This window comes from Aquitalea pelogenes (genome assembly GCF_001515305.1).
Taxonomy (GTDB): Bacteria; Pseudomonadota; Gammaproteobacteria; order Burkholderiales; family Chromobacteriaceae; genus Aquitalea; species Aquitalea pelogenes.
Window position 1 is genome coordinate 125,465 of record NZ_LNQV01000002.1, and the last position, 23,080, is coordinate 148,544.

Genomic DNA, 23,080 nt, shown 5'->3' on the forward strand with positions numbered 1-23,080 from the left:
GTGTGCTTTTACAGTGCAGCCAGTGGCAGCGGACTGATGGAGCGCAAGCAACAGCTGGAAGCCGCCCAGGCCCGCCAGCAGCAACTGCAACCGGATATCGACCGCCTGCAGAAGCGGCGCGAGTCGCTACAAAGCATGAACGGCATGCTGGCCGAGGCAGTACGCGCACAAAAAGGTGCACTCACCCGGCTGGAAGCCGAACTCAACGCGGTGACGCTGGAGCACGTCAAGCTGGATCAGGCCGCGCGGCAAGGTGCCGCCCGCCTGTCCTTCATCCATGCCGAGCAACAACGCTTGCAGGAAGAACGCCAGCAAGCCCAGCTGGACATCGAAGAGAGCGAGCTGCAGGGCGAAGAAGCCACCATGACGCTGGAGGAACTGGCGGTGCAGCTGGAGGAAGTGCGGCTGGACCGGCTGAATGCCGAAACCGGCCTGCAACTGGCGCGCAACAAAACCCGCGATGCCGAACGCCAGCTGCATGAAATCCGCCTGGAACTGCACACCGCCGAACAAAAGACCGCCGAACTGGCCCGCCGCGCCCGCGAACTGGACGAGCGCGACCAGCAACTGGCCGAGCGGCTGGAAACACTGGCCGAAGAAGCCGAAGTGGTGGAAGAAACCGTGCCGGAAGAGGCCATGCAACAGGCCATCGAACTGCGTACCCGGCACGAGGCCGCCCTCGCAGCCACCCGCGACCGGCTGAACGGCCTGACCGAGCAACTGCGCCAGCTCACCCAGCGCCATCACGATACCAATGCCGCCCTGCCGGCACTGCGCGAGGCGCGCTCCGACTGGTTGCTCAAGCATCAGGAAGCGCGGCTGGCGATGGAACGCTTTGCCGAAGAACTGAAGGAAGCCCAGGCGGATGAAGCCGCCCTGCTGGCCGACCTGACCGACGCCATCAAGCCCAATGCGCTGGCTGCGGAAATCGCCCGCCTGGCCCGTGCACTGGAAGGACTGGGCGCAGTCAATCTGGCGGCACTGGAAGAACTGGAAGAAGCACGCAAGCGTGGCGAATACCTGGCCAACCAGGCCGAGGACCTGAACCAGGCCATGGCCACGCTGGAAGAAGCCATCCAGAAGATCGACGGCGAAACCCGCCAGATGCTGCAGGGCACTTACGAGGCGGTCAACGCCAAGATGCGCGAGTTCTTCCCCACCCTGTTTGGTGGTGGCCGTGCCGAGCTGGTGCTCACCGGCGAGGACTTGCTGGATGCCGGAGTGCAAATCATCGCGCAGCCGCCGGGCAAGAAAAACAGCACCATCCACCTGCTGTCCGGTGGCGAAAAGGCGCTGACCGCCATGAGCCTGGTGTTCTCGCTGTTCTCGCTCAATCCGGCACCGTTCTGCCTGCTGGACGAGGTGGATGCTCCGCTGGATGACGCCAACACCAGCCGTTTTTGCGATCTGGTCAAGCAAATGTCGGAACGCACCCAGTTCCTCTATATTTCACACAACCGCCTCACCATGGAAATGGCCGAGCAGCTGGTGGGGGTGACCATGCAGGAACAGGGGGTCAGCCGCATCGTGGCAGTGGATATCGTGGAAGCCCTGAAGATGCGCGAAATTGCATGACGCATCTACGCAAGTTTCAGCGTAGCCCGGTTGATGCATCGCAATTTATCCTCTGACTGTCACGTTCATACTGCGCGACTTGCGTTGCAACGACGCGCCTTTTGACTTCTGCGAGACCTCTGGCATGACCGTCAGCATCAAGCGCTGGGAGCCGGAAAACATCATTTTCTGGCTGACCCGTGGCCGCAGGATTGCCAACCGCAATCTGCTGCTTTCCACTCTGGCCCTGCATCTGAACTTCAACGTCTGGATGATGTGGAGCATTGTCGTCAGCAATCTGCCGGCAGTGGGCTTTGCCATGACCGGTCAGCAGCAGTTTCTGCTGGTCTCCATTCCGCCTCTGGTGGGTGCCATCATGCGCCTGTTTTATGCCTGCATCTGGAGCTGGGTGGGCGGCGGCACCTGGCTGGGCATTTCCACCCTGTTCCTGCTGATTCCGGCGCTTGGCGTCGGCTGGCTGGTACAGGACATCAGTGCGCCCTTTCCGCTGCTATTGCTGGTGGCGGCCTGCTGCGGCATTGGCGGTGCGGCGTCCTCGTCCCACTTGTCCAACACCAGCTTTTTCTTCCCCAAATCGTCCAAGGGTTTTGCCATGGGATTGAATGCGGGCATGGGCAATCTTGGCGTGTCGGTGGTGCAGATCGTGGTGCCGCTGGTGATCAGCGTGCCACTGTTCGGCAGTCTGGCCGGCGATGCGCAAATCTGGGGGCGTGGCGCACAGGTGCATCCGGTGTGGCTGCAAAATGCAGGCTATATCTGGATTCTGCCGATTCTGCTGATGAGCATGTTTTGCCTCTTGTATGCACACGACCTGCCCAAGCTGCGGCTGACCCTGCACGACCAGTGGCTGATGATGAAAGAACGCCATACCTGGTATATCTGCCTGCTTTACCTCAGCAGCTATGGCACTTTCATCGGCTTTTCCGCCGCCTTTCCACTGCTGGCCCATGCCCTGTTCCCGCAGGTGAATGCCACGCCCTATCTGTTTCTGGGGCCGATGATCTGCGCGCTGGCCCGCCCGATTGGCGGCTGGTGCGGCGACCGCATCGGCGGCGGCATCACCACGCTGATGTGCAATCTGGTGATGGCACTGGCCACGCTGGGCATTCTGTTCAGTCTGCCGGGCGACAGCGATGGCGGCAGCTTCAGCCTGTTTCTGGTGTCCATGCAGCTGATTTTCTTTGCCGCCGGCGTGGGCAATGGCTCGTCCTATCAGCTGTCGCCCAAGGTATTCCTGATCGAGGCCGGACGGCAGGCCAGGGATAGCGGCGAAAGCGTGGCCGATGCCTATGCGCGCGGTGGCCGCCGTGGCGTTGCCGCCATGAGCATCAGCTCGGTATCAGCCACGCTGGGCGGCTTTTTCATTCCCAAGGCGTTTGGCAATGCGCTGGACTGGTTTGCCAGCTTTGTTCCGGCATTTTTGCTGTTTCTGGCTTTTTATCTGGTTTCGATGGCGGTAGCATGGTGGCAATACGCCCGCCCACGCGCCAGCATGCGTTGCTGAGCCCCAAAGACCAACCGTGAAGCCTGTCATCTTTCTGCCCCGCTCCAGGCTGTCCACCGCCTTGCTGTTGTCCGGCCTGCTGCATGGCACATTGTTGTTCGGGCTGGCCCCTGCCCTGCTGCACACACCACCGCCGCTGCCCGCCGCCTTGCCATTGCAATTACAAGCCGCTCCCGCCCCTTCAGCCACCAAGGCAAGAACACGTGCAGCAGCCAGCCAGTCCCCGCTGCACAGCACGATGCACAGCCCTCATGCGGCAATGACTGCGCCAGCCATCACACGGGAGCAGCCTGTGGCCGACAGCAGCCCGCATCCGGCGGCCACTGCCAACCCGGCTGCAACAGTCAGCACGGCACCGGGCAGCACCATGACCAATACTGGCGAGGGCAGCAACGCCAAACCCGCAAACAGCGGGGCAAGCGTGCATCAGCCTGCGCTGTACCGCTCGGCCTATCTGCATAACCCCGAACCACCTTATCCGGAACGTTCGCGCGAACTGGGCGAGCAAGGCCGGGTGATCCTGCAGGTCAGGGTCAGTGCCGAAGGGCGTGCGCTGCAAGTGGAAGTGATCGGCCACAGCCACAGCCGTCGTCTGGACGAAGCCGCCCGGCAAGCCGTGGCCGACTGGCGCTTCATTCCGGCACGGCAGGATGGGGTGGCGATCGAGTCCAGCCTGCAAGTCCCCATTACCTTCTCGCTGCAAGCGCCCTGACCGGGCCGCCTGGCATGAAAAAAGCCGCCGGCAGTCAGACTGCGGGCGGCTTTCTGGCCGATCTGGCGTATGGCTTATTACTTCAACGCATGGATGGCCGGCAGGTTACGCCAGGCACCGCGTACGTCCATGCCATAACCGAATACATAACGGTCCGGCACGTCCAGGCCGACAAAGTCAGCAGCAATCGGCTTGTCCTTGGGGATCAGCTTGTTGGCAAACACGCCGCTGTAGAACTCCTTGGCGCCCATGCCCATCACCTTGTCGCGGATGGCAGCCATGGTGTGGCCTTCATCCAGAATGTCGTCCAGTACCAGTACCACGCGGTCCTGTACATCTTCTTTCGGAGCCTGTTTCCAAACCAGTTCGCCGCCATGGGTCTTGTCGCCATAGCGGGATACGTGCACATAGTCGAAATCCAGCGGGAAGTTCAGACGCGGCAGCAGCTGACCGGTAAACACCACGGCACCACCCATCACGGACAGCACCAGCGGGTAGGTTTCACCCAGCTTGGCAGTGATTTCTTCTGCCATGCGATCGACGGCTGCGCTCACTTGTTCGGCAGTGAACAGAATGTCCGAACTGTTGATCAGGCCGCGGGCTTCGGCAATGTTAGGCATGTTGGCTCCTAGAGAAAATGCAAACGCGCTCCGTCGCTGGAGCGGCGTGATGGTTAATAATGGATCAGCCCTGCAGTTCTTGCAGATAAGCCGAGAAATCTTTTGCTACTTCATGGTGCTTCAGGCCGTAGCTGACCGTGGCTTTCAGATAACCGAGCTTGGAACCGCAATCGAAGCGGGTTCCCTTGAACGGCAGCGCCAGTACTGCTTCTTCTTTCAGCAAGGCGGCAATACCGTCGGTCAGCTGGATTTCACCACCGGCACCCGGCGTGGTATTCAGCAATTTGTCGAAAATGCGCGGGGTGAGGATGTAACGCCCCACCACGGCCAGATTGGACGGTGCCACATCCGGATGCGGCTTTTCCACAATGCTGACCACACGCTGCCGGCCATGCGGCTGGCTGCTGACTTCCACAATGCCGTAAGAGCCGGTTTCTTCGCGCGCCACGGTTTCCACGCCCAGCACCGAGCTGTGGGTGGTATCGAACAGGCTGACCATTTGCTCCATGGCACCGACTTCGCCATCAATCAGGTCGTCCGCCAGAATCACGGCAAACGGCTCGTCCCCCACCACCGGGCGGGCGCACAGTACCGCATGCCCCAGGCCCAGTGCCTCGGACTGACGGATGTAGATGCAGCTGACCGACGGCGGAATGATGCCGCGCACCGTGTCCAGCAGCTTCTGCTTGTTCTTGTTTTCCAGCTCGGTTTCCAGCTCGTAGGCCTTGTCGAAATGATCCTCGATGGAGCGCTTGTTACGACCGGTGATGAAAATCAGTTCGGTAATACCGGCGGCAATGGCCTCTTCCACCGCATACTGGATCAGTGGTTTGTCCACCACTGGCAGCATTTCTTTCGGACTGGCCTTGGTTGCCGGCAAAAAACGGGTGCCAAGACCGGCAACCGGGAATACAGCCTTGCTGATTTTTTTCATCGTCGTAAAAAGTCTTCAATTGAAAATATTTCTGACTGGCGCGCATTCTATACCTGACTTGCACGCCGCTCCAAACAACAACTCAACAGGGGTGCCACTGACGCAGCGTTTTTGCCACGCTGTCAATCAGTGGCGGCCAGTCGCCCGGTATCTGCTGACGACAGATACGCATGCTGGCATACCAGGGTGACACTTCTGCACTGGCCATGAAAAACGGTGCGCTTTCCGCGCGCATCAACACCCACACCGGCTTGCCCAACGCTCCGGCCAGGTGCACCACCGAGGTGTCGACACTGATCACCAGATCCAGCTGTTCGATAATGGCGGCGGTATCGGCGAAATCGCCGATCTGCGCGGCATGGACACGTCCTTGCAATTCATCCGGCAGCGCGCCCAGCTGCAGCGAGACAAAATCCACCTGCGGCATGTCCAGCAAGGGCAGGAACTGCGCAAGCGGCACCGATTTGTTCTGACGGCCATGATCGGCAATGCCCACGCCCCAACTGCCGGTTTCCCAGACTATCCCCACCCGCAGGCGGCCAGCCTGTCTGGCTGGCAAATACTGCTCCTGCGCGGCACACAGCGCAGGGTCTGCCCGCAGATAGGCTTGGTCGGACAAGGTGTCCAGGGTGACATCCAGCCGCAGCGGCAAGGACATCAGCGGAATCTGCCAGTCGTAGGCTGGCGGGGTATCTTCCAGTGGCACCAGATCAATGCCTTCCAGCTGCCCGAACAGGCGCAGGCAGGCCGTCTGGCAGGCCAGCGTAATGCGGGCTGCCGGGTGCTGCTGGCGCAACACGGGCAGGAAGCGTGCCATTTGCAGGGTATCGCCCAGCCCTTGTTCGGCCCACACCAGCAAGTGCTGCTCGCCCAGCGGCTGGCCTTGCCAGGCATGTTCGCGGTAACGCGGCTGCATGATGGTGCGCCAGCGCTGTTCGTACAGCGGCCAGGCTGCGCGGTACTCACCTTGCAGCAGCAAGGCCACCGACAGGTTGAAACCGAGGTAAGCATCGTCCGGCTGCAGTTCCAGCCCCTGACGATAGGCACTCACCGCTTCATCCAGCCGCAAGGCGCAAGTCAGGGCATTGCCCAGATTGTTCAGCCGTCCGCCACTGGGGCCGGCCAGTTGCAAGGCATTCTGGTGGCAAACCACGGCATCGTCGTAACGCAGCGCGTATTGCAGCACCACGCCCAGATTGCTCCAGGCCTCGGCATGCTGCGGCTCGGCCTGCAACACTTCCAGCAGCAGGTTTTCCGCCAGGGTCAGCTCACCCAGTTCCTTCAACAACACCGCCAGATTGCACTTGATATTGCTGGAGGACGGATTCAGGCCAGCGGCAGCCAGATAATCCTCCAGCGCCTGCGGGTATTGTTTCAGCCGCATATGGGCCGTGCCGCGGTTGAACAAGGCCTGCCAGTCCTGCGGATTGTGCTGCAGACAGCTACTGAAGGCGGCAATGGCCTGCTCTTGCTGATCGGCTGCCGCCAGACGGTTGCCGCGCTCGAATGCCGTTTCACGCATGATGTCCCTTTCAGTCCGCGGTTTGCTGCAGCATGGCTTGCAGGCCGGCTTCATCCAGAATGGCAATGCCCAGCTCTTCGGCCTTGGCCAGCTTGCTGCCGGCTTCGGCCCCCGCCACCACGAAATGGGTCTTTTTCGATACGCTGCCCGCCACCTTGCCACCGGCAGCCTCAATCAGCGCCTTGGCCGCATCGCGTGACAATGTGGGCAGGGTGCCGGTCAGGACAAAGGTTTTGCCGTCAAACAGCGGATGGGCAGCTGCCGTCTCGGATGGCAATTGCGCCAGAATCTCGTCGCGCAAGGCAGATAGTGCTTGCAGGCCGCTGCGCTGGGCCGGGACATCCAGCCAGTCGGCCAGCGCGTTGATGACTTCGGCCGGCAATTGCAGCAGCAGGAGCTGGCGTCTTTCCATGCGCGCCAGTTGTTCCAGCCCACTGACTTGTGCCGCCAGTTGCTGGCTGCGCACCTCGGTCAGCCGTGGAATATCCAGCCTTGCCAGCAGGACAGCCGGTTCGAGCCGCTCTGCGAGTTTGGCAGACGGGGCGTGCTCGTCGGCCGGGCTGACATACTGCAACAGGGCATCCAGTGCCGCTTCGTTATTGGCTTCGGCAAAAAAGTCGGCCAGCGATTGCGCCACCACACCGCCAATATCGGGCAGCGCGGCAAACAGGGCGGCGGGCGCGCGGCGGATCAGCGCCACGGAGCCCAACCAGTCGGCCAGCGTCTTGGCGGTGGATTCCCCGACATGGCGGATGCCCAGTGCAAACAGCAAACGCGCCAGCGGCGGGGTACGACTGGCGGCAATGGCCTCCAGCAGGTTTTCTGCCCACTTGCTGGCCACCTTGCCGGCCTTTACCGTTTCCGGGGTCACGCCTTCGTCTTCATCGGCCCGGCGTTTCATTTCCAGCAGATCATCCAGCGTCAGGCGGTACAGGTCCGCCACGCTGTGCACATAGCCATACTCCACCAGCTTGTCGATGTAACGCTCGCCCAGGCCATCGATATCCATCATGCGGCGGCCGGCAAAATGCTGGATGGCCTGGCTGCGCTGCGCCCGGCAGGATAGCCCGCCCGAGCAGCGAGCCACCGCCTCGCCTTCCTCACGTACCACATGGCTACCGCATACCGGGCAATGGCTGGGCAGACGATAGGCCGGATACTGCGGTTCTTCACCCTGGCTGAACAGGTCGCCACCGGCTTGCGGGCGCATCGGGCGGCGCTCCAGCACCACGGCCACCACTTCGGGAATCACATCACCGGCCCGGCGCACGATGACGCTGTCACCAACGCGTACATCCTTGCGCCGCACTTCGTCTTCGTTGTGCAAGGTGGCGTTGGTGACGGTCACCCCACCGACAAACACCGGTTGCAGGCGTGCTACCGGGGTGATGGCACCGGTGCGCCCCACTTGCTCCTCGATGGCTTCCACCAGGGTGATGGCCTCTTCGGCCGGGAATTTGTGGGCAATGGCCCAGCGCGGTGCGCGCGACACAAAGCCCAGTTCCTCTTGCAGGGCGCGGCTATCCACCTTGTACACCACGCCGTCAATTTCGAACGGCAGCGCCGGACGGCGTTGCATGACCGTTTCGTAATAGCTGGCCAGGCCTGCCGCACCTTCCACCACCGGTCGCAAGTCTGCTGCCACTACCGGAAAGCCCAGCTGCTGCAGCCAGTCCATTTCTGCGGCATGTGTGGCGGGCCAGCTGGCACCTTCCACCTGGGCGATGGCATAGGCGAAAAAAGACAGCCGGCGCTGAGCAGTAATACGGGAATCCAGCTGGCGCAGACTACCTGCCGCCGCATTGCGCGGGTTGGCAAAGGTCTTGTCGCCACGGGCCACTTGCTCGGCATTCAGGCGTTCGAAGTCCCGTTTGAACATCAACACTTCACCACGCACCTCCAGCAAGGCCGGTGGCTGGCTGATGGCCAGTTTCAGCGGAATGGACTGAATGGTGCGGATGTTTTCCGTCACGTTCTCGCCGGTAATCCCGTCGCCGCGGGTTGCTGCCTGCTCCAGCACGCCGTCACGGTACAGCAGGCTGATGGCCAGACCGTCAAACTTGGGCTCGGTGGCATAGCGGATTACCGGTTCGCCCAGCTCGCGGCGGATACGCTCGTCAAACTGGATCAGCTCGGCATGGCGCAGGTCAAAGTCAGCGGCCTGCATGTCGGAAAAGGCATTACCCAGCGACAGCATGGGCACGCGGTGGGTGACCTGGCTGAACGCTGGCAAGGGCGCACCACCCACCCGCAAGGTGGGTGAGTCCGGGGCTTTCAGTTCCGGATGGGCATCTTCCAGCGCTTGCAGTTCACGGAACAGCCGGTCGTATTCGGCATCCGGGACGCTGGGGGCATCCAGCACATAGTATTCGTGGCCATAGCGCGTCAGCAGTTGACGCAAGTCGCTGGCACGGGCAACAAGATCGTTGGTACTCATCTCGTGGTCTCAAACAGAAAAAGGCCGGCATGAGCCGGCCTGCGTGCAATGGGTATCAGGCAAACAACCTGAGGGCAGCCACGCTGCCCGGCGCAATGCCCCGGTCATCCATGCTGCTGTAAATATGAACGAGTTGGTCACGGATGCGGGCCAGCCCCACATCGGACAGCACGCGGCGGTTGTCATCCACCAGCTGGGCATCAAACTCCACCGCCAGTTGCTTGGCAAACAGCACGGCGCGGTCGAATACATCCACCCCGCCAGCGACACGCGGTACGTCAAACAGCAGGGTGAGCGCCGGGAAGGATTTGTCCAGCAGGGTATGGAAGGTGAAGGGCATCTGGTCTGCCGCCATCAGCGAATACAGGGTATTGCCGGAGTCGGCCAGATAGTGGAATGCGCCATCCGGCTCCAGCTGCAGGCCACCGGCCTCGACGAAGCTGCGCAGGCGGGTGCCTTCCACGGCCACGCGTGGCACCACGTTGATGCCGATCAGCACGTCCACATCGGCGCAGAAGCGGTCCAGCTCGCGCGCGGCCACCAGCTTCTGCTGGCGTTGCGGGAAGCTGACGGCTGCATCGTGTTCTTCGGCAAAGCGGGAAACCTGCTGGCAAAAGCCGGCCAGTTCCGGTTCGGTGACAGCACCGCTGCGGTCCACCATCTGCATACCGATGTTGATCTGCTTGTAGCGGGTACCCGGCACTGCTTCGGCCGGTTTCCACAAGCCCTTTTCGGTACGGCCGATGATGTGGGTGCGCTTGCCGACATTGAAACGCGGCATGGCAGCCAGTTCGTGCGGCTCGTGGAAGACCACCTCGGCGATGAAGTCCAGCGAGGGGTCAAGCAAGGCTGCGACCAGTGCCTGGTGATCGGCCGATTCGAAACCACTGTTCTCTTCGTCATCACGCGAGGGCAAGGGCATGGGTTCGGGCTGCGGCACCGGGCGTTCGACCGCTGCGGGCATGATCAGGCTGGTATCTTCCGGAATTTCCGGCTCGAATGGCTCGTCGCCGTATGCCGCCGGAACATGCACGCTGTCAGCCAGCACCGGCTCCATGCGGTCGGCACGCACACCGTCACGCACATTGTTTTTAGGGACATTCAGCAGTACGTCGTCATGAGGGCGCGCAAAAGCCTGGCTGGCCTTCTTGCGAAAGCGCCACTCTTGAAAAACATTGAATCCGAACACCAGGGCAATCACTGCCACGCCCAATATCAATACACCAATCTGCAATTCGCTCATTAGGCCGTCCGCGTTAAGGCGAATAATTTGCCAATAGTATAACGAAAGCGGGCCCGTGCAGGCTATGTCTGGCGCAAACTTGCAGCGTTTGTGCGCTTAACCGCCGGTCATCGACATGATACGGATGAGTTTGCCCGGCTTTTCGCGGAATTCGTGGCGCTCGGGTTTCAGTTCGATCGCCTCCCGGATAGCCATTTCCAGTCCGGCATCGCTGATCCCTGCCCGTAACAGCGGGCGCAGTGCGAAGCGTTCTTCCTGGCCAAGGCACATATAGAGTGTGCCATCTACTGACAGCCGTACCCGATTGCAAGTTGCACAGAAGTGCTGGGAGATCGGTGTAATCACCCCCAGAGTGAAAGCGCCATCGGCACTGCGCCAATAGCGGGCAGGCCCGCCGCCCAGCTCCAGGCTTTGCGGTAGCAGGTCAAAGCGCTGGCGCAGTTGCTCCAGCACGGGCTGCAAATCCAGATAAGCGGTGTTGCGACCGGTATCACCCATCGGCATGGCTTCTATCAGCCGCAGGATAAAGCCGTGCTCGATACAGAAACCGACCATGGTTTCAATATCGGCCTCATTGACACCTTTCATGGCGACCATATTGATCTTGATCGGAGAGAGGCCCGCCGCTTGGCAGCCTGCAGGCCAGCCATGACCTGCGGCAGACTGTCGTGACCGGTGATGCTGTTGACGCATTCGCGGCGTAAGGAATCCAGACTGACATTCACCCGGTTGACTCCTGCCGCATGCAAGGACTCGGCATGACGCGCAAGCTGGGTGGCATTGGTACTGAGCGAGAGGTCCTGCAGCCCGGGCAGCGCAGCCAGGCTGGCCGCCAGCTGCGGCAGGTTGCGCCGCAACAGGGCTCGCCACCCGGTCAGGCGGACCCGACGCGTACCCAGACGGACAAACGCGGCCACCACGCGGGTGATTTCCTCAAAGGTCAGCCAGTGCTCCGGTTCTTCGAAGTCCTTGAATCCTTTGGGAATGCAATAACTGCAACGCAAGTCGCAACGGTCGGTCACTGACAGGCGGAGATAATCGATACTGCGGCCAAAACGATCCTGCAGAGTGTTCATGATGTTGCTGCCGGGTTGTAGGGTGTTAAACCGATTGCACACAAACGGATAGTATTCAGAATAGCGATTTCTTTTCCTTGTCGACAGCCATCAGGAATTATTTTCGTTTAGTACAGTCAATCTGCGCCGGGATACAGCTGTGGCGTTTTTGTTGCTACGACGAGAATTATTCTCGAATGGCTTGTTATTTTGTACTAACAAGAACTATACTGATCAAAACAAAGGTTGCATCATGCCTCATGCCAACAAGGAGCTGTCCCTGTCTGTCATTCGTGAATTGGCCCGGACTTACCAGGCATTCGAACAATTATCGGCCTTCCACATCCGGCAGATGGATCTCACCCCGCCACAATTTGACGTTGTGGCGACCTTGGGGAATACACCCGGGATGAGCTGCAAGGAGCTGTCGGAAAAGACGCTGATTACCAAGGGCACGCTGACGGGTGTCATTGACCGCTTGATCGACAAGGGCATCGTCACCCGCTGCACGCTGGAGCAGGACCGCCGCAGCGTGATGGTGGCTCTGACAGCGCAAGGCGATGCTTTGTTCCAGCAGGTTTTTCCGGCTCATCTTGCATTCATGAAGCCTGCATTTGATTTGCTGGAGCCTGCCGACATGACTGAGCTTTGCCAGCAGCTGGCCCGCTTGCGTGCAGCCTTCAACCAAGTACTGGAGCAAAAGAAAAATGAAACCGAATGAACGCTACGCGCCGCCAGCCATTTTGCTGCACTGGCTGATTGCCGGCCTGATCATTGCCACCTTCATCTGGGGGCTGGTGGTGTCCGACATGCCGCTCTCTCCGGCCAAGTTCAAATATATCGCCTGGCACAAATGGGCTGGCATCTCGGTTCTGGCCCTGGTTGCAGTGCGGCTACTGGTTCGTTTGTTCAAGCGGCCACCGGCACTGCCGGCCCATATGAACAGCATGGAACGTTTGCTGGCACACGGCGGTCACCTGGCTCTCTACCTGCTGATGTTTGCCGTACCGCTGACCGGCTGGCTGATGAGCTCCGCCTATGGTTTCCCGGTGGTGCTGTTCAAACTGGTGCCATTGCCGGATCTGGTAGCCCAGAACGAACAACTGGCCGCCACGCTGAAAACCGTGCATGAAACGCTTAACTGGCTCATGGCAGCCTGTGTGGTCGGCCATGTACTGGCAGCAGTGAAACATCATGTGGTGGACAAGGACGGCATGCTCTATCGCATGAGCCTGCGCGGCCCCCGTCAATAAACCCGTTAACTGGAGCAAGAATGCGCATGCAACAACTGAAACTGATGGCAGCAGCCCTGATTGTTGCCGCCCCGCTGACCCAGGCCGCCGCACTGGATGCCGGCAAGAGCCAGATCAACTTCACCATGAAACAGCTGAATGTTCCGGTGAACGGCAGCTTCAAAAAGTTCAGCGGCAATGTGGTGCTGGACCTGAAAAAACCTGAAGCAGGCAAGGCGGAGATCACCATCGACACGGCCAGCATCAACCTGCCCACTGCAGAAGCCGTGGGCGAGGCCAAAAAAGCCGACTGGTTCAATGTGGCCAAATTCCCCACTGCGCGCTTTGTCAGCAGCAGCATCAAGCCGCTGGGTGGTGGCAAATTGCAGGTGGCGGGCAAGCTGACCATCAAGGGCAATACCCGTGATGTGACTGCGCCATTCACCGCACGCCAGGAAGGTGGCCTGACCGTGGTGGAAGGTGTACTGCCGGTTTCGCGCCTGGCTTACAAGATTGGTGAGGGCGACTGGGCCGATACCGGCACAGTGGCTGATGAAGTGCAAATCAAGTTCAAAGTGGCCATTCCGGCCAGCAAATAAACACTCAGGAGAGTTGAAGTCATGATGAAGAAAGCCCTGTTCGCTGCCGTGTTCTCTGCCATTGCAGGTGCTGCCGTTGCAGCTCCGGTAAGCTATAGCGTTGATCCGACCCACACCGTGGCCCAGTACGATGTGCGCCACCTGGGTTTCTCGGTTCAGTCCGGTGTGTTCACCAAGGCCGCCGGCACCGTAGTGCTGGATACCGAAGCCAAGAAGGGTGCTGTTGATATCACCATCGATACCAACTCCCTGCAAACCTACCTGGCCGCCCGTGACAACCACCTGAAGAGCAAGGATTTCTTCAACGTGGCCCAATTCCCCACCATCACCTTCAAGTCTACCGACCTGAAGTTTGCCGGTGACAAGCTGACTGCCGTCAACGGCAACCTGACCATTCTGGGCGTAACCAAGCCGGTTACCCTGACCGTTACCAACTTCGGCGGCGGCAAGAACCCGATGAGCGGCCAGGAAACCTATGGTGCCAACGCAGAAACCACCATCAAGCGTAGCGATTTCGGCATGAAAACCTTCCTGCCGGCCATTGCTGACGACGTGACCCTGAAAGTGGCCATCGAAGCTGTCAAGGCTCAGTAAGCAGCAACAGGTCTCATACGGAAAAAACCCGCTACGGCGGGTTTTTTCTTGCCCAGCAAATGTACGCTCAGACAGCGTCTGCCGACTGCTGCAATAGTGGTGGAAGACAGCGCGACACCCACTGTCGCTGCTGGTCGTAGGCATGCGCCAGTTGCAACACCGCCATGTCGGCATGCGGCCGCCCGATGATCTGCAAGCCCATGGGCAAACCCTGACTGCCAAAGCCGACCGGTACATTCATCACCGGCAAACCAGCCATGGTGGGACCAATCACCACCTCCATCCAGCGGTGATAGCTGCTCATCGCCCGCCCGGCAATCATGCGTGGCCAATGCTGTTCCAGTGCGAAGGGATAAACCTGGGCACTGGGCAAGAGCAGGAAGTCGTAGTTCTCGAACATACGCAGTACTGCACGATACCAGTCGCTACGGATACGGGATGCACGGTAGACATCCAGCGCAGTCAACTGCAACCCGCCTTCTATCTCCCACAGCAATTCAGGCTTGAGCTGGCAACGGCGTGCCGGGTCCTGATAATCGGCATACAGGCTGCCAGCCATCAGCCAGTGGCGGTGCACCTCCCAGCTTTCCCACAAGCTGGATGGATCAAAATCGATGGTGCAGGCCTCCACGGAACAACCCAGCGCAGTGAAATCGGGCAGCACAGACTCGCATTGCGACAACACACCCTGTTCCATCGGCAAATAACCATTCCAGTCTCCCAGCCAGCCCAGGCGACAAGCACGGAAATCATGCTCCAGCGATTGCTCGGGCAAGGTCCGGGCGGAGGACAGCGGTGCGCGCGGATCAGGCCCCATCTGGGTGCGTAACAAGGCAAGAATGTCCGGAACATTGCGTCCCATCGGACCTTCGGTAGCCAGTTGCTGCAAGAACGACTCCGGAGACGGGCCCAGTGGCACCGCTCCCCAGCTGGGGCGAAAGCCGAATACATTGTTGAATGCCGCAGGATTGCGCAGGGAACCCATCATGTCACTGCCATCAGCCACCGGCAGCATGCGCAAGGCCAGGGCTACCGCAGCACCACCACTACTGCCTCCGGCGCTGCGACCGGGATCGTAGGCATTACCAGTGGCGCCGAACACGGCATTATAAGTATGCGAACCGGCACCGAATTCGGGCGTATTGCTCTTGCCGATGACAATGGCACCAGCACTACGCATGCGCGCCACCATGATGCTGTCCGCTGCAGGAACATGATTCTGATACAAGCGCGAACCCATGGTGGTGGGGATGCCCTGCGTGGCCGACAGGTCCTTGATGGCTTGTGGCATGCCGTGCATCCAGCCGCGCGACTTGCCGGCATGCAGTTCGGCATCACAGTGTGCAGCCTGTTGCAGCAAGGCCTCTTCAGCCTGCAAGGACACCAGCGCGTTGACCCGGGGATTGAGCAAGGCGATATGGGACAGATAAGCCTGCATGACCTCGACACAGGAATAGTGCCGCTGATGGATGGCATCTGACAATTCCAATGCATCCAGCGCCACGATCGGATTGAGAGAGGATGTACTGGCCAGCATGAAAACTCCTGAAAGATAGATGCAAATGCAGTTAAACCGCAGAAAGCAACGACCGAAGGCTACACATCAACTGCGAATAACAAACAGCGCTACAGCCCGATATGCCGGATGGGCCTCGCACACGCAGTGTCAGGACGGATGCTGGCCAACAGGAATAGCGTCTGGCCGTGGCTGCGTCCCGGACTCTGCTTTTGGCAGGTAGTAGCAGGCCACCACACCCAGGGCAGTGGAAAACAACAGATAGTAAACAGGGGCAATGGGTGAACCGGTGGCGCCGGACAGCCAGGTAACGATGAATGGAGCAAATCCGCCAAAGAGCATCACGGCCAGGTTGTAGCCGATGGAAACCCCGGTAGAACGCACCTTGACCGGAAATAACTCCGAAACCGCCGTGGGCGCCGGGCCAAAGCTCAAGCCCAGCAAGGTGCAAAACAGCAGCTGAACCATCAACAAACGCTCTATGCCGGGCGCGGCTGCCAGCCAGGCAAAACCGGGATAAACGGCCAGCAGCAAACCGACATAGGGCCACAGCAGCAATGGGCGACGCCCGATGCGGTCGGACAGGGCACCTGACAGCGGAATCAGCAATGTCATCCAGGCGACTACCAGCATCTGAATGGAAAAGACCTGATCCAGCGGCAAGCCGAACTGGCGATGCGCATAAGCCGGCATGTTCACCAGCAATACATAGAAGGCAGCGGTTCCGGGGATGGTGAGTCCGATGGTGAGCAGGATCTGACGGCGATTCTGCTGCAAGGCAGCCGGCATGGAGGGTGCCTCGGTTTTTGCATCTGCTTGTGAGGCATCGACAAATGCCTCGGTTTCATCCATGTAGCGGCGTATCCACAAGCCCACCGGAGCAATCAGCAGCCCCACGACAAAAGGCAGCCGCCAGCCCCAGTTCTCCAGTTGGCCCTGATCCAGATTGTGGGTGATCAAGGCCCCCATTCCTGCCCCTCCCAGAATGGCCAGCATCTGCCCGACCAGTTGCCAGGAACCGTACAGGCCACGCTGATGCGGCGGTGCCGCTTCAACCAGAAATGCCGTTGCGCTGGCGTATTCCCCTCCGGTGGCAAAGCCCTGCAGCAAGCGGGCCAGCACGATGAGCAAGGGAGCTGCCACACCAATGGCAGCATAAGGTGGAGCACAGGCGATCAGCAGCGAAACCAGGGCCATGATGGCCATGATCAGCTGCATGGCGGCCTTGCGGCCCTTGCGGTCGGCATAAATGCCCAGCAGCACCCCACCGACTGGCCGCATGAAGAAGCCGACCCCGAAGGTGGCGGTTGCCATCAGCAGGGAAATGAATTCATTGCCATCCGCCGGGAAAAACAGTTTGGAAATGATGCTGGTCATGAAGCCGTAGACAATGAAGTCATACCACTCCAGCGTATTACCGATAACGGCGGCAAGAATCTGTCGTTTGCGGGAAACCGGTTTATGCGTACTGTTCACCTTGCCACCTCCAGACCAGCTGATTGGACTATTGCTCCGGGCCGACAGCGCACAAGCATCGAACAGGAACAAGCGGACGAAACAGTCCTGCAAGGTAGAGAGGGATCAAATCGTATGCTACTGGCCTATCTGCCAAGCCCAGAGCAGCCATGCGCAAGCGGACTAGGCAGGAATGTTCAGCAAGGGATTGATATTGAAAACAAACAGAGGTGGACTCGCCTGATTGGCGAGCACCATTTCAGGGACGGCGCTCACCGGCAGTAGCCGGTAGCAAGAACAGGAAGAATCAGGATGAGCAGGCTCAAACCGAAGGGGTTTGAGCCTGTAGCAGAAATCAGCTGTTGCGCGATGCGTGCTTGCGCTTTTCCTTTTCGCTGAGCATGGCCTCGCGGGCGGCAGCCTTCTGGGCCGCCAGTTCCTTGGCGCGCTTTTCCCACACCACCCATTCTTGCGGACGTTCCAGCGTGATGCGGCCGGTATTGCCATCGCGAAAATCGGTCAGCACGATTTCAGCTGCTTTCTGGATATTGACGCGACCGCCGCCCAGCATGGCACCACGCTTGCGGCCAATCATTTCCAGCACCTGCCAGTCCTGCAGGCCATCCACCTCATCCAGCTTGTAGCGGGCGGTCAGTTCAGGGACATAGTGTTGCAGCAGGTATTTGAGCAGCTCCAGCGACACTTCTTCCTCGTCCATGGCATTGCGGCCAACGGCACCGCTGGCGGCCAGATTGTAGCCACCCTCTTCCACTTCGATCTTGGGCCACAGCATGCCAGGGGTGTCGTACAGCTCAACGTCATCGGCCAGGATAATGCGCTGCTCGTTCTTGGTGACACCAGGCATGTTGCCGGTCTTGGCTATCTTGCGGCTGCTCATGCTGTTGATCAGCGTGGACTTGCCGACATTGGGAATACCGCAAATCAGTACACGCAGCGGCTTGTCCAGCCCGCCACGGTTGGGTGCCAGTTCGCGACAGGCTGCCACCAGCTTTTGCGACGGCGCGCGCTCGCCGGCATCCAGGCCAATGGCCTGGGTCTGCTTTTTGGCGCGATACCATTCCAGCCACTGGCTGGTGATGGCGGGGTCGGCCAGGTCTTGCTTGTTGAGGATCATCAGGCGCGGCTTGCCTTTGGCCATGCGTGCCAGCATCGGATTGGCGCTGGACGCCGGCAAGCGCGCATCCAGCATTTCGATGACCACATCGATTTCTTTCAGGCGCTCCATCACATCTTTGCGCGCCTTGTTCATGTGGCCGGGAAACCATTGAATTGCCATGCTTTAACGCTTTCTTAACGGGTCCAGTAAATAACTCAGTCCATTGTGGTCGATCTCCTGCATCAATTGCAGCAGACGTCCGATCTCACTCTTGGGAAAACCCTCGCGGGCAAACCAGTTGAGGTAATTGCCGGGCAAATCACAAATCAGTACACCCTGGTGTTTGCCAAAGGGCATTGCGGTGGTAACCAGACGCTGCAGATCTTCTTGTTGCATGCTTTCAGACCGGACTGAAGGAGGCGCATTGTGCCAAAGGCTGCCATTTTACGCCACAGCCTTGTTTTGTCGGACTTTTATTGTCGAGTTGCCGGATTTGACCTGCGACAAGTGCCGTTGTCATTTTTCTGTCGAAAACCGGCGTGGACGGGATAGCATGGTGGCCATTCGTTACCGGGGCCTTGTCGGTTCCGATTGCGACCGCAATGCGAAGTCAGTTCAGTAATAGCGACGTAGGTTCTTTGGCGCAGGCAGCGTGCCCATGCATGCTTGCACATGGCAGCAGGCGGCAGCCTGCTTTCGCGCTCAAGGCCTCTTCGGGCAGCCAGCCTTGGTTGCCCTTCTTTTTTTGCTCAGTACGGCAGTGCTTTGCCGTCATTCAAGGCCAGAATGCCGCGCAATACCCGGTACAGGCACCACAGCCAGGTCAACCCCAGAATGGCAAAGCCGACCAGTATCCATAGCAAGGCGTAGCCCAGCACACTGCCGAGCAGGCAGAACCAGAAGGTGCGGATCTGCCAGTCAAAATGGCTTTCGTACAGCGTTCCGCGACAATCATCGCGTTTGAGATAATTGATGATCACCGCCACCACCATGGGCAGGCCGGTAAACAGGCTGATGCCTTGCAGGATATACACCAGCAGGGTGAGGTTGTTCAGCCGGCGCTCATCTTCGCGGGTGAATAAATCCATACTTGTCTTTCAGTTGCTGGCCGGGGCCTGCAGGCGCTGCCACAGCGGGTGCAGACGGTCGCGGCATTGCTGGGCCGCCAGACGCGACGCCATGAACAGGGATTGCATGCCGTGCGCCACTCCGACCATGCCGCTCATGCGCTGGCGGCTCCAGCCCTGCAACATGCCCGGATTACGCTGGGGCGCAGTCAACAAAACCGGTGCGGCCGTTGGCAGCGTCATGTGCAGCTGCTCAGACAGCATCCGCAGACGGCGGTTGGCTTCGTCCAGCAGGCTGAGTTCCGGTAAGGTAACGGCGACATGGCTCAAGGCGAGGACGGCAATACGGGCAGCGAGCCAGTCGGCTTCATCGGCAAAGCGGCTAGGGGAGCAGGTGCTTTTGCTGCGCAGCGAAGACAGCAACATGGCCAGGGCGCGGATGTCCGGCAGCAGGGACTCCAGCACCGGGGTGGCCGCGGTCTGGTCGTGCTGTTGCAGGGTGTGATACAGGCTGTCCGTTTGTGGTGCCACGGTATTGGCCAGGGCCTCACCATCGGTCAACAGGGTTACGGACCATACGGCGCCGTCCAGCACCAGATTGGCGCTTTCTCGGGCAATCTGCCTTGCATCACTGACTTCATTCATGACCTGGATCTCCAGTCTGCTTGCCTGGGTGGGTCCGGCGCCTGCTTTGTCTGGAAATAACAAATGCCGCCGGATTGACCGCGGCGGCATTGTTCGGGTTTGTTCGTTCTCTGTTACTTTTTACTGCTGCAGAGACGCCCCTTGGAGCCGCCGTGATGTGCGGTACCAATAAAAATAGGCGTTAAAGACTGCGGAAAAAGTAATCATGTCGACCATCCTGCCAACAAGGGCAGTGGGCTGTCAAGGCGGAATGCAAGAAATCGTTGCATTGCACAAAAAAACCCGGCCTTGGCCGGGTTTTTGCAACAGCAATACTGCGCGCTGCTTACATATTGGGATAGTTGGGACCGCCACCACCTTCCGGGGTGCACCAGTTGATGTTCTGGCTGGGGTCCTTGATATCACAGGTTTTGCAATGCACGCAGTTCTGCGCATTGATTTGCAGGCGCGGGCTGCCTTCTTCCTGACCGACGATTTCATACACACCGGCCGGGCAGTAACGCTGCTCGGGTGCATCATACTTGGCCAGGTTGAAGCTGATCGGCACGCTGGCATCTTTCAGCTTCAGGTGTGGCGGCTGGTCTTCGCTGTGATTGGTGTTGGAAATGAACACCGAGGACAGGCGGTCGAAGGTCAGCACCCCGTCCGGCTTGGGATAATCAATACGCGTGCATTCGCTGGCCGGGCGCAGCGCTTCGTGGTCGGCATGCTTGTGACGCAGCGTCCACGGGGCCTTGCCACGGAACAGGAAGGTGTCGATGGCCGAGTAGATCATGGCCGGCCACAGGCCCCAGCGGAAGGACGGGCGGATATTGCGCACCTGGTGCAGTTCTTCGTGCAGCCAGCTTTGCTTGAAGCTGGCTGAGTAAGCGCTTGCTTCCAGCCCCTGGGCTTCCGGATTGGCCTGCAGCAAGGCAAACACGGCATCGGCCGCCAGGATGGCGGACTTCATCGCAGTGTGCGTGCCCTTGATCTTGGGCACATTGAGGAAGCCGGCGGTGTCGCCCACCAGCAAGCCACCGGGGAAGGTGAGCTTGGGCAGACTCTGGATGCCGCCTTCGGACAAGGCGCGCGCGCCGTAGCTCAGACGACGGCCACCTTCAAACACGCCCTTGATGGCCGGGTGGGTCTTGAAGCGCTGGAATTCCTCAAACGGCGACAGATAGGGGTTGGTGTAATCCAGCCCCACCACATAGCCCACCACCACCTGATTGTCTTCCAGGTGGTACATGAAGGAGCCGCCGTAAGTGGCGGTGTCCACCGGCCAGCCCACGGTGTGGGTGATGGTGCCGGGCTTGTGGTTTTCCGGTTTGACTTCCCACAATTCCTTGATGCCGATGCCGTAGGTTTGCGGGTCGGCGCCGTCACGCAGGCCAAAGCGCTCGAACAGCATCTTGGTGAGCGAGCCGCGACAGCCTTCGGCAAAAATGGTCTGTTTTGCCCACAGCTCCATGCCGGGTTCGCCCGGCTGGTCGCCATTCTTGCCGGTACCCATGGCACCAGTGGCCACGCCCTTGACCGAGCCGTCGGCATGGTAGAGCACTTCTGCGGCGGCAAAACCGGGGTAGATTTCCACGCCCAGGGCTTCGGCCTGCTCGCCCAGCCAGCGGCAGAAGTTACCCAGGCTGACAATGTAATTGCCGTGATTGTGCATCTGCGGCGGGGTCGGCAGCTGGATGGACTCGGTTTCCGTCAGGTAGAGGAAACGGTCGGACAGCGCCGGGGTATTCAGCGGTGCACCTTTCTCTTTCCAGTCCGGGATCAGCTCGGAAAGCGCCCCGGTTTCGATCACGGCACCGGACAGGATATGTGCGCCGATTTCCGAGCCTTTTTCCAGCAGACAGACACTGATTTCCTGGCCGTTCTGTTCGGCCACTTGCTTCAGGCGAATCGCGGCAGACAGCCCGGCAGGGCCGCCGCCGACGATCACCACGTCGTATTCCATATAATCGCGTTGCACCACATCTCCTTTGCGCCCGGAGGGCTGTCCTTATTAGCTGGCAGTCATCATGCAATGAAGCAGCCACGCTCGTCAAAATCAAACAAGCGTTTAAACGGTGCCTTGCTCACGCAGTGTGGCAATCGTGGCAGCGTCGTAGCCCAGCGCGCGCAGTACGTCGTCGGTATGTTCACCCAGTTTGGGAGGGGCCTGATTGTACTCGACCGGCGTACCGGAAAGTTTGATCGGACACCCTACCAGGGGCACATTTTGCCCCACACTGTCCTGCATGTGTATTTCCATGCCGCGATGGCGAATCTGCGGATCGCGGAAGGCCTCGTCCACTGTGTTGATCGGGCCACATGGCACTCCAGCCTCATCCAGCCGTTTCAGCCATTGTTCGCGGGTATTGCCCATGAAGGCTTCGGCCAGCAAGGGTACCACGCTGTCGCGGTACTTTACCCGCTGCGGATTGCTGGCAAAGCGTTCGTCATCGGCCAGTGCCGGCAGGCCGATGACCTGGCATACCGCACGGAATTGCTTGTCGTTGCCGCAAGCCAGAATGAAGTGGCCATCGGCGCAGGCAAACACCTGATACGGCACGATGTTGGCGTGGGCATTGCCCAGACGCGGCGGCACTTGCTGACCAATCAACCAGTTCATATTGATATTGGCCAAGGACGCCAGCGCGCAATCAAACAAGGCCATGTCGATGTACTGGCCCTTGCCACTGCTCTGGCGCGCAATGATGGCCGCCAGAATGGCATTGCTGGCATAGATGCCGGTGAACAGGTCGGTGACCGCCACGCCCACCTTGTGCGGTTCGCCATTGGCGGGGCCGGTAATGCTCATCAGGCCGGACATGCCCTGCACGATGTAGTCGTAGCCGGGCAGCTCGGCATAAGGGCCATCCTGACCGAAGCCGGTGATGGAGCAATACACCAGCCGCGGATTGAGCTGGCTGAGGCTGTCGTAATCCAGCCCGTATTTTTTCAGCCCGCCCACCTTGTAGTTTTCAATCACCACGTCGGCATCGCGTGCCAGCGCGCGGACAATCTCCTGCCCTTCCGGCTTGGTGATATCGACAGTCACCGAGCGCTTGCCGCGGTTGGCACACAAAAAGTAGGCTGCCGTGCCATCCGCCAGGCTGGGCGGTGCCCATTGGCGGGTGTCGTCCCCGGCACCCGGGCGCTCCACCTTGAGCACTTCGGCCCCCAGATCGGCCAGCAATTGACCAGCCCACGGCCCGGCCAGTACCCGGGAAAGATCCAGAACCTTGATGCCTGCAAGTGCGCCCGCCATGGTGTTCTCCTG

20 protein-coding genes and 1 pseudogene are annotated in these 23,080 nt (G+C 59.9%); 7 read left to right on the plus strand and 14 right to left on the minus strand.

Translation table 11 applies throughout. The annotated features are described in order from the left end of the window. Nucleotides 1–144: 144 nt before the first annotated feature. The 3 genes from AWT75_RS22520 (at nucleotide 145) to AWT75_RS01655 (ending at nucleotide 3,791) form a co-directional block, all read left to right on the plus strand. Entirely contained in the window at nucleotides 145–1,575 is a 1,431-nt protein-coding gene (locus AWT75_RS22520; RefSeq protein ID WP_476726739.1) for a coiled-coil domain-containing protein, read from the plus strand. A gap of 124 nt (nucleotides 1,576–1,699) precedes the next feature. Further along, nucleotides 1,700–3,079, plus strand: a complete 1,380-nt coding sequence (locus AWT75_RS01650) for an MFS transporter (protein WP_062786541.1) — start codon at nucleotides 1,700–1,702, stop codon at nucleotides 3,077–3,079. Nucleotides 3,080–3,095: 16 nt separating this feature from the next. Beyond that, nucleotides 3,096–3,791, plus strand: a complete 696-nt coding sequence (locus AWT75_RS01655; protein ID WP_062786544.1) for an energy transducer TonB — start codon at nucleotides 3,096–3,098, stop codon at nucleotides 3,789–3,791. A gap of 77 nt (nucleotides 3,792–3,868) precedes the next feature. Here the strand turns inward: AWT75_RS01655 and AWT75_RS01660 are convergent, their stop codons facing one another. The 6 genes and pseudogenes from AWT75_RS01660 to moaA all read right to left on the minus strand — a co-directional run bounded on the left by AWT75_RS01660 (nucleotide 3,869) and on the right by moaA (nucleotide 11,623). Beyond that, nucleotides 3,869–4,411 (minus strand): hypoxanthine-guanine phosphoribosyltransferase, encoded by a 543-nt coding sequence (locus tag AWT75_RS01660; RefSeq protein ID WP_045846793.1) that lies wholly within the window; start codon nucleotides 4,409–4,411, stop codon nucleotides 3,869–3,871. A gap of 64 nt (nucleotides 4,412–4,475) precedes the next feature. Further along, nucleotides 4,476–5,345 carry a UTP--glucose-1-phosphate uridylyltransferase GalU gene (gene galU, locus AWT75_RS01665; RefSeq protein WP_045846792.1) on the minus strand — a complete coding sequence of 290 codons (870 nt, stop codon included), beginning with the start codon at nucleotides 5,343–5,345 and terminating at the stop codon, nucleotides 4,476–4,478. Between the two features lie 82 nt (nucleotides 5,346–5,427). Further along, complete coding sequence (locus AWT75_RS01670) at nucleotides 5,428–6,867, minus strand: tetratricopeptide repeat protein (protein ID WP_062786631.1); 1,440 nt, start codon at nucleotides 6,865–6,867, stop codon at nucleotides 5,428–5,430. Nucleotides 6,868–6,877: 10 nt separating this feature from the next. Beyond that, nucleotides 6,878–9,304, minus strand: coding sequence for an NAD-dependent DNA ligase LigA (gene ligA, locus AWT75_RS01675; RefSeq protein ID WP_062786547.1), 2,427 nt, complete (start codon nucleotides 9,302–9,304; stop codon nucleotides 6,878–6,880). A 55-nt stretch (nucleotides 9,305–9,359) separates the two neighbouring features. Further along, on the minus strand, nucleotides 9,360–10,547 hold the full coding sequence (locus AWT75_RS01680; protein WP_062786550.1) for a cell division protein ZipA C-terminal FtsZ-binding domain-containing protein: 1,188 nt from the start codon (nucleotides 10,545–10,547) through the stop codon (nucleotides 9,360–9,362). A 96-nt stretch (nucleotides 10,548–10,643) separates the two neighbouring features. Beyond that, a pseudogene (gene moaA, locus AWT75_RS01685) lies at nucleotides 10,644–11,623 on the minus strand (GTP 3',8-cyclase MoaA). Nucleotides 11,624–11,762: 139 nt separating this feature from the next. Here moaA and AWT75_RS01690 point away from each other — a divergent pair. From AWT75_RS01690 to AWT75_RS01705, 4 genes are read left to right on the plus strand one after another with little or no spacing between them, the layout of a single operon-like run. Continuing rightward, nucleotides 11,763–12,323, plus strand: a complete 561-nt coding sequence (locus AWT75_RS01690; RefSeq protein ID WP_239689418.1) for a MarR family winged helix-turn-helix transcriptional regulator — start codon at nucleotides 11,763–11,765, stop codon at nucleotides 12,321–12,323. Beyond that, nucleotides 12,310–12,855, plus strand: coding sequence for a cytochrome b (locus tag AWT75_RS01695; RefSeq protein ID WP_045846786.1), 546 nt, complete (start codon nucleotides 12,310–12,312; stop codon nucleotides 12,853–12,855). The genes AWT75_RS01690 and AWT75_RS01695 overlap by 14 nt, the downstream gene beginning before the upstream one ends. 26 nt (nucleotides 12,856–12,881) lie before the next feature. Beyond that, entirely contained in the window at nucleotides 12,882–13,433 is a 552-nt protein-coding gene (locus tag AWT75_RS01700) for a YceI family protein (protein ID WP_239689419.1), read from the plus strand. A 21-nt stretch (nucleotides 13,434–13,454) separates the two neighbouring features. Further along, entirely contained in the window at nucleotides 13,455–14,027 is a 573-nt protein-coding gene (locus AWT75_RS01705; RefSeq protein WP_045846784.1) for a YceI family protein, read from the plus strand. 67 nt (nucleotides 14,028–14,094) lie between these two features. Here the strand turns inward: AWT75_RS01705 and AWT75_RS01710 are convergent, their stop codons facing one another. The 8 genes from AWT75_RS01710 to AWT75_RS01745 form a co-directional block, all read right to left on the minus strand. Beyond that, a complete protein-coding gene (locus tag AWT75_RS01710) occupies nucleotides 14,095–15,564 on the minus strand; it encodes an amidase (RefSeq protein WP_062786561.1) in 1,470 nt (489 codons plus the stop codon). 129 nt (nucleotides 15,565–15,693) lie between these two features. Further along, entirely contained in the window at nucleotides 15,694–17,019 is a 1,326-nt protein-coding gene (locus AWT75_RS01715; protein ID WP_062786635.1) for a citrate-proton symporter, read from the minus strand. Between the two features lie 334 nt (nucleotides 17,020–17,353). Then, nucleotides 17,354–18,295: a ribosome biogenesis GTPase YlqF gene (gene ylqF, locus AWT75_RS01720; protein WP_045846781.1), complete on the minus strand. Its 942-nt coding sequence runs from the start codon at nucleotides 18,293–18,295 to the stop codon at nucleotides 17,354–17,356. A 3-nt stretch (nucleotides 18,296–18,298) separates the two neighbouring features. Continuing rightward, the gene (locus tag AWT75_RS01725; protein WP_045846780.1) at nucleotides 18,299–18,511 is read right to left on the minus strand and encodes a DUF3820 family protein; all 213 of its coding nucleotides are present in this window, start codon (nucleotides 18,509–18,511) and stop codon (nucleotides 18,299–18,301) included. Nucleotides 18,512–18,864: 353 nt separating this feature from the next. Beyond that, entirely contained in the window at nucleotides 18,865–19,203 is a 339-nt protein-coding gene (locus AWT75_RS01730; RefSeq protein ID WP_062786568.1) for a DUF4870 family protein, read from the minus strand. A 9-nt stretch (nucleotides 19,204–19,212) separates the two neighbouring features. Next, nucleotides 19,213–19,827: a hypothetical protein gene (locus AWT75_RS01735; protein WP_062786572.1), complete on the minus strand. Its 615-nt coding sequence runs from the start codon at nucleotides 19,825–19,827 to the stop codon at nucleotides 19,213–19,215. A 325-nt stretch (nucleotides 19,828–20,152) separates the two neighbouring features. Continuing rightward, nucleotides 20,153–21,772: an electron transfer flavoprotein-ubiquinone oxidoreductase gene (locus AWT75_RS01740; protein ID WP_062786640.1), complete on the minus strand. Its 1,620-nt coding sequence runs from the start codon at nucleotides 21,770–21,772 to the stop codon at nucleotides 20,153–20,155. Nucleotides 21,773–21,877: 105 nt separating this feature from the next. Continuing rightward, a complete protein-coding gene (locus AWT75_RS01745; RefSeq protein WP_062786577.1) occupies nucleotides 21,878–23,068 on the minus strand; it encodes a CaiB/BaiF CoA transferase family protein in 1,191 nt (396 codons plus the stop codon). Nucleotides 23,069–23,080 lie beyond the last annotated feature (12 nt).

What these genes read in the sequence shown, in the direction of transcription:
- AWT75_RS22520 (WP_476726739.1), top strand. Translation starts at nt 145, where the DNA reads ATGCTGGCCGAGGCAGTACGCGCACAAAAAGGTGCACTCACCCGGCTG.
- AWT75_RS01650 (WP_062786541.1), top strand. Translation starts at nt 1,700, where the DNA reads ATGACCGTCAGCATCAAGCGCTGGGAGCCGGAAAACATCATTTTCTGG.
- AWT75_RS01660 (WP_045846793.1), bottom strand. Translation starts at nt 4,411, where the DNA reads ATGCCTAACATTGCCGAAGCCCGCGGCCTGATCAACAGTTCGGACATT.
- galU (WP_045846792.1), bottom strand. Translation starts at nt 5,345, where the DNA reads ATGAAAAAAATCAGCAAGGCTGTATTCCCGGTTGCCGGTCTTGGCACC.
- AWT75_RS01670 (WP_062786631.1), bottom strand. Translation starts at nt 6,867, where the DNA reads ATGCGTGAAACGGCATTCGAGCGCGGCAACCGTCTGGCGGCAGCCGAT.
- ligA (WP_062786547.1), bottom strand. Translation starts at nt 9,304, where the DNA reads ATGAGTACCAACGATCTTGTTGCCCGTGCCAGCGACTTGCGTCAACTG.
- AWT75_RS01680 (WP_062786550.1), bottom strand. Translation starts at nt 10,547, where the DNA reads ATGAGCGAATTGCAGATTGGTGTATTGATATTGGGCGTGGCAGTGATT.
- AWT75_RS01695 (WP_045846786.1), top strand. Translation starts at nt 12,310, where the DNA reads ATGAAACCGAATGAACGCTACGCGCCGCCAGCCATTTTGCTGCACTGG.
- AWT75_RS01700 (WP_239689419.1), top strand. Translation starts at nt 12,882, where the DNA reads ATGCAACAACTGAAACTGATGGCAGCAGCCCTGATTGTTGCCGCCCCG.
- AWT75_RS01705 (WP_045846784.1), top strand. Translation starts at nt 13,455, where the DNA reads ATGATGAAGAAAGCCCTGTTCGCTGCCGTGTTCTCTGCCATTGCAGGT.
- AWT75_RS01710 (WP_062786561.1), bottom strand. Translation starts at nt 15,564, where the DNA reads ATGCTGGCCAGTACATCCTCTCTCAATCCGATCGTGGCGCTGGATGCA.
- ylqF (WP_045846781.1), bottom strand. Translation starts at nt 18,295, where the DNA reads ATGGCAATTCAATGGTTTCCCGGCCACATGAACAAGGCGCGCAAAGAT.
- AWT75_RS01725 (WP_045846780.1), bottom strand. Translation starts at nt 18,511, where the DNA reads ATGCAACAAGAAGATCTGCAGCGTCTGGTTACCACCGCAATGCCCTTT.
- AWT75_RS01730 (WP_062786568.1), bottom strand. Translation starts at nt 19,203, where the DNA reads ATGGATTTATTCACCCGCGAAGATGAGCGCCGGCTGAACAACCTCACC.
- AWT75_RS01735 (WP_062786572.1), bottom strand. Translation starts at nt 19,827, where the DNA reads ATGAATGAAGTCAGTGATGCAAGGCAGATTGCCCGAGAAAGCGCCAAT.
- AWT75_RS01740 (WP_062786640.1), bottom strand. Translation starts at nt 21,772, where the DNA reads ATGGAATACGACGTGGTGATCGTCGGCGGCGGCCCTGCCGGGCTGTCT.
- AWT75_RS01745 (WP_062786577.1), bottom strand. Translation starts at nt 23,068, where the DNA reads ATGGCGGGCGCACTTGCAGGCATCAAGGTTCTGGATCTTTCCCGGGTA.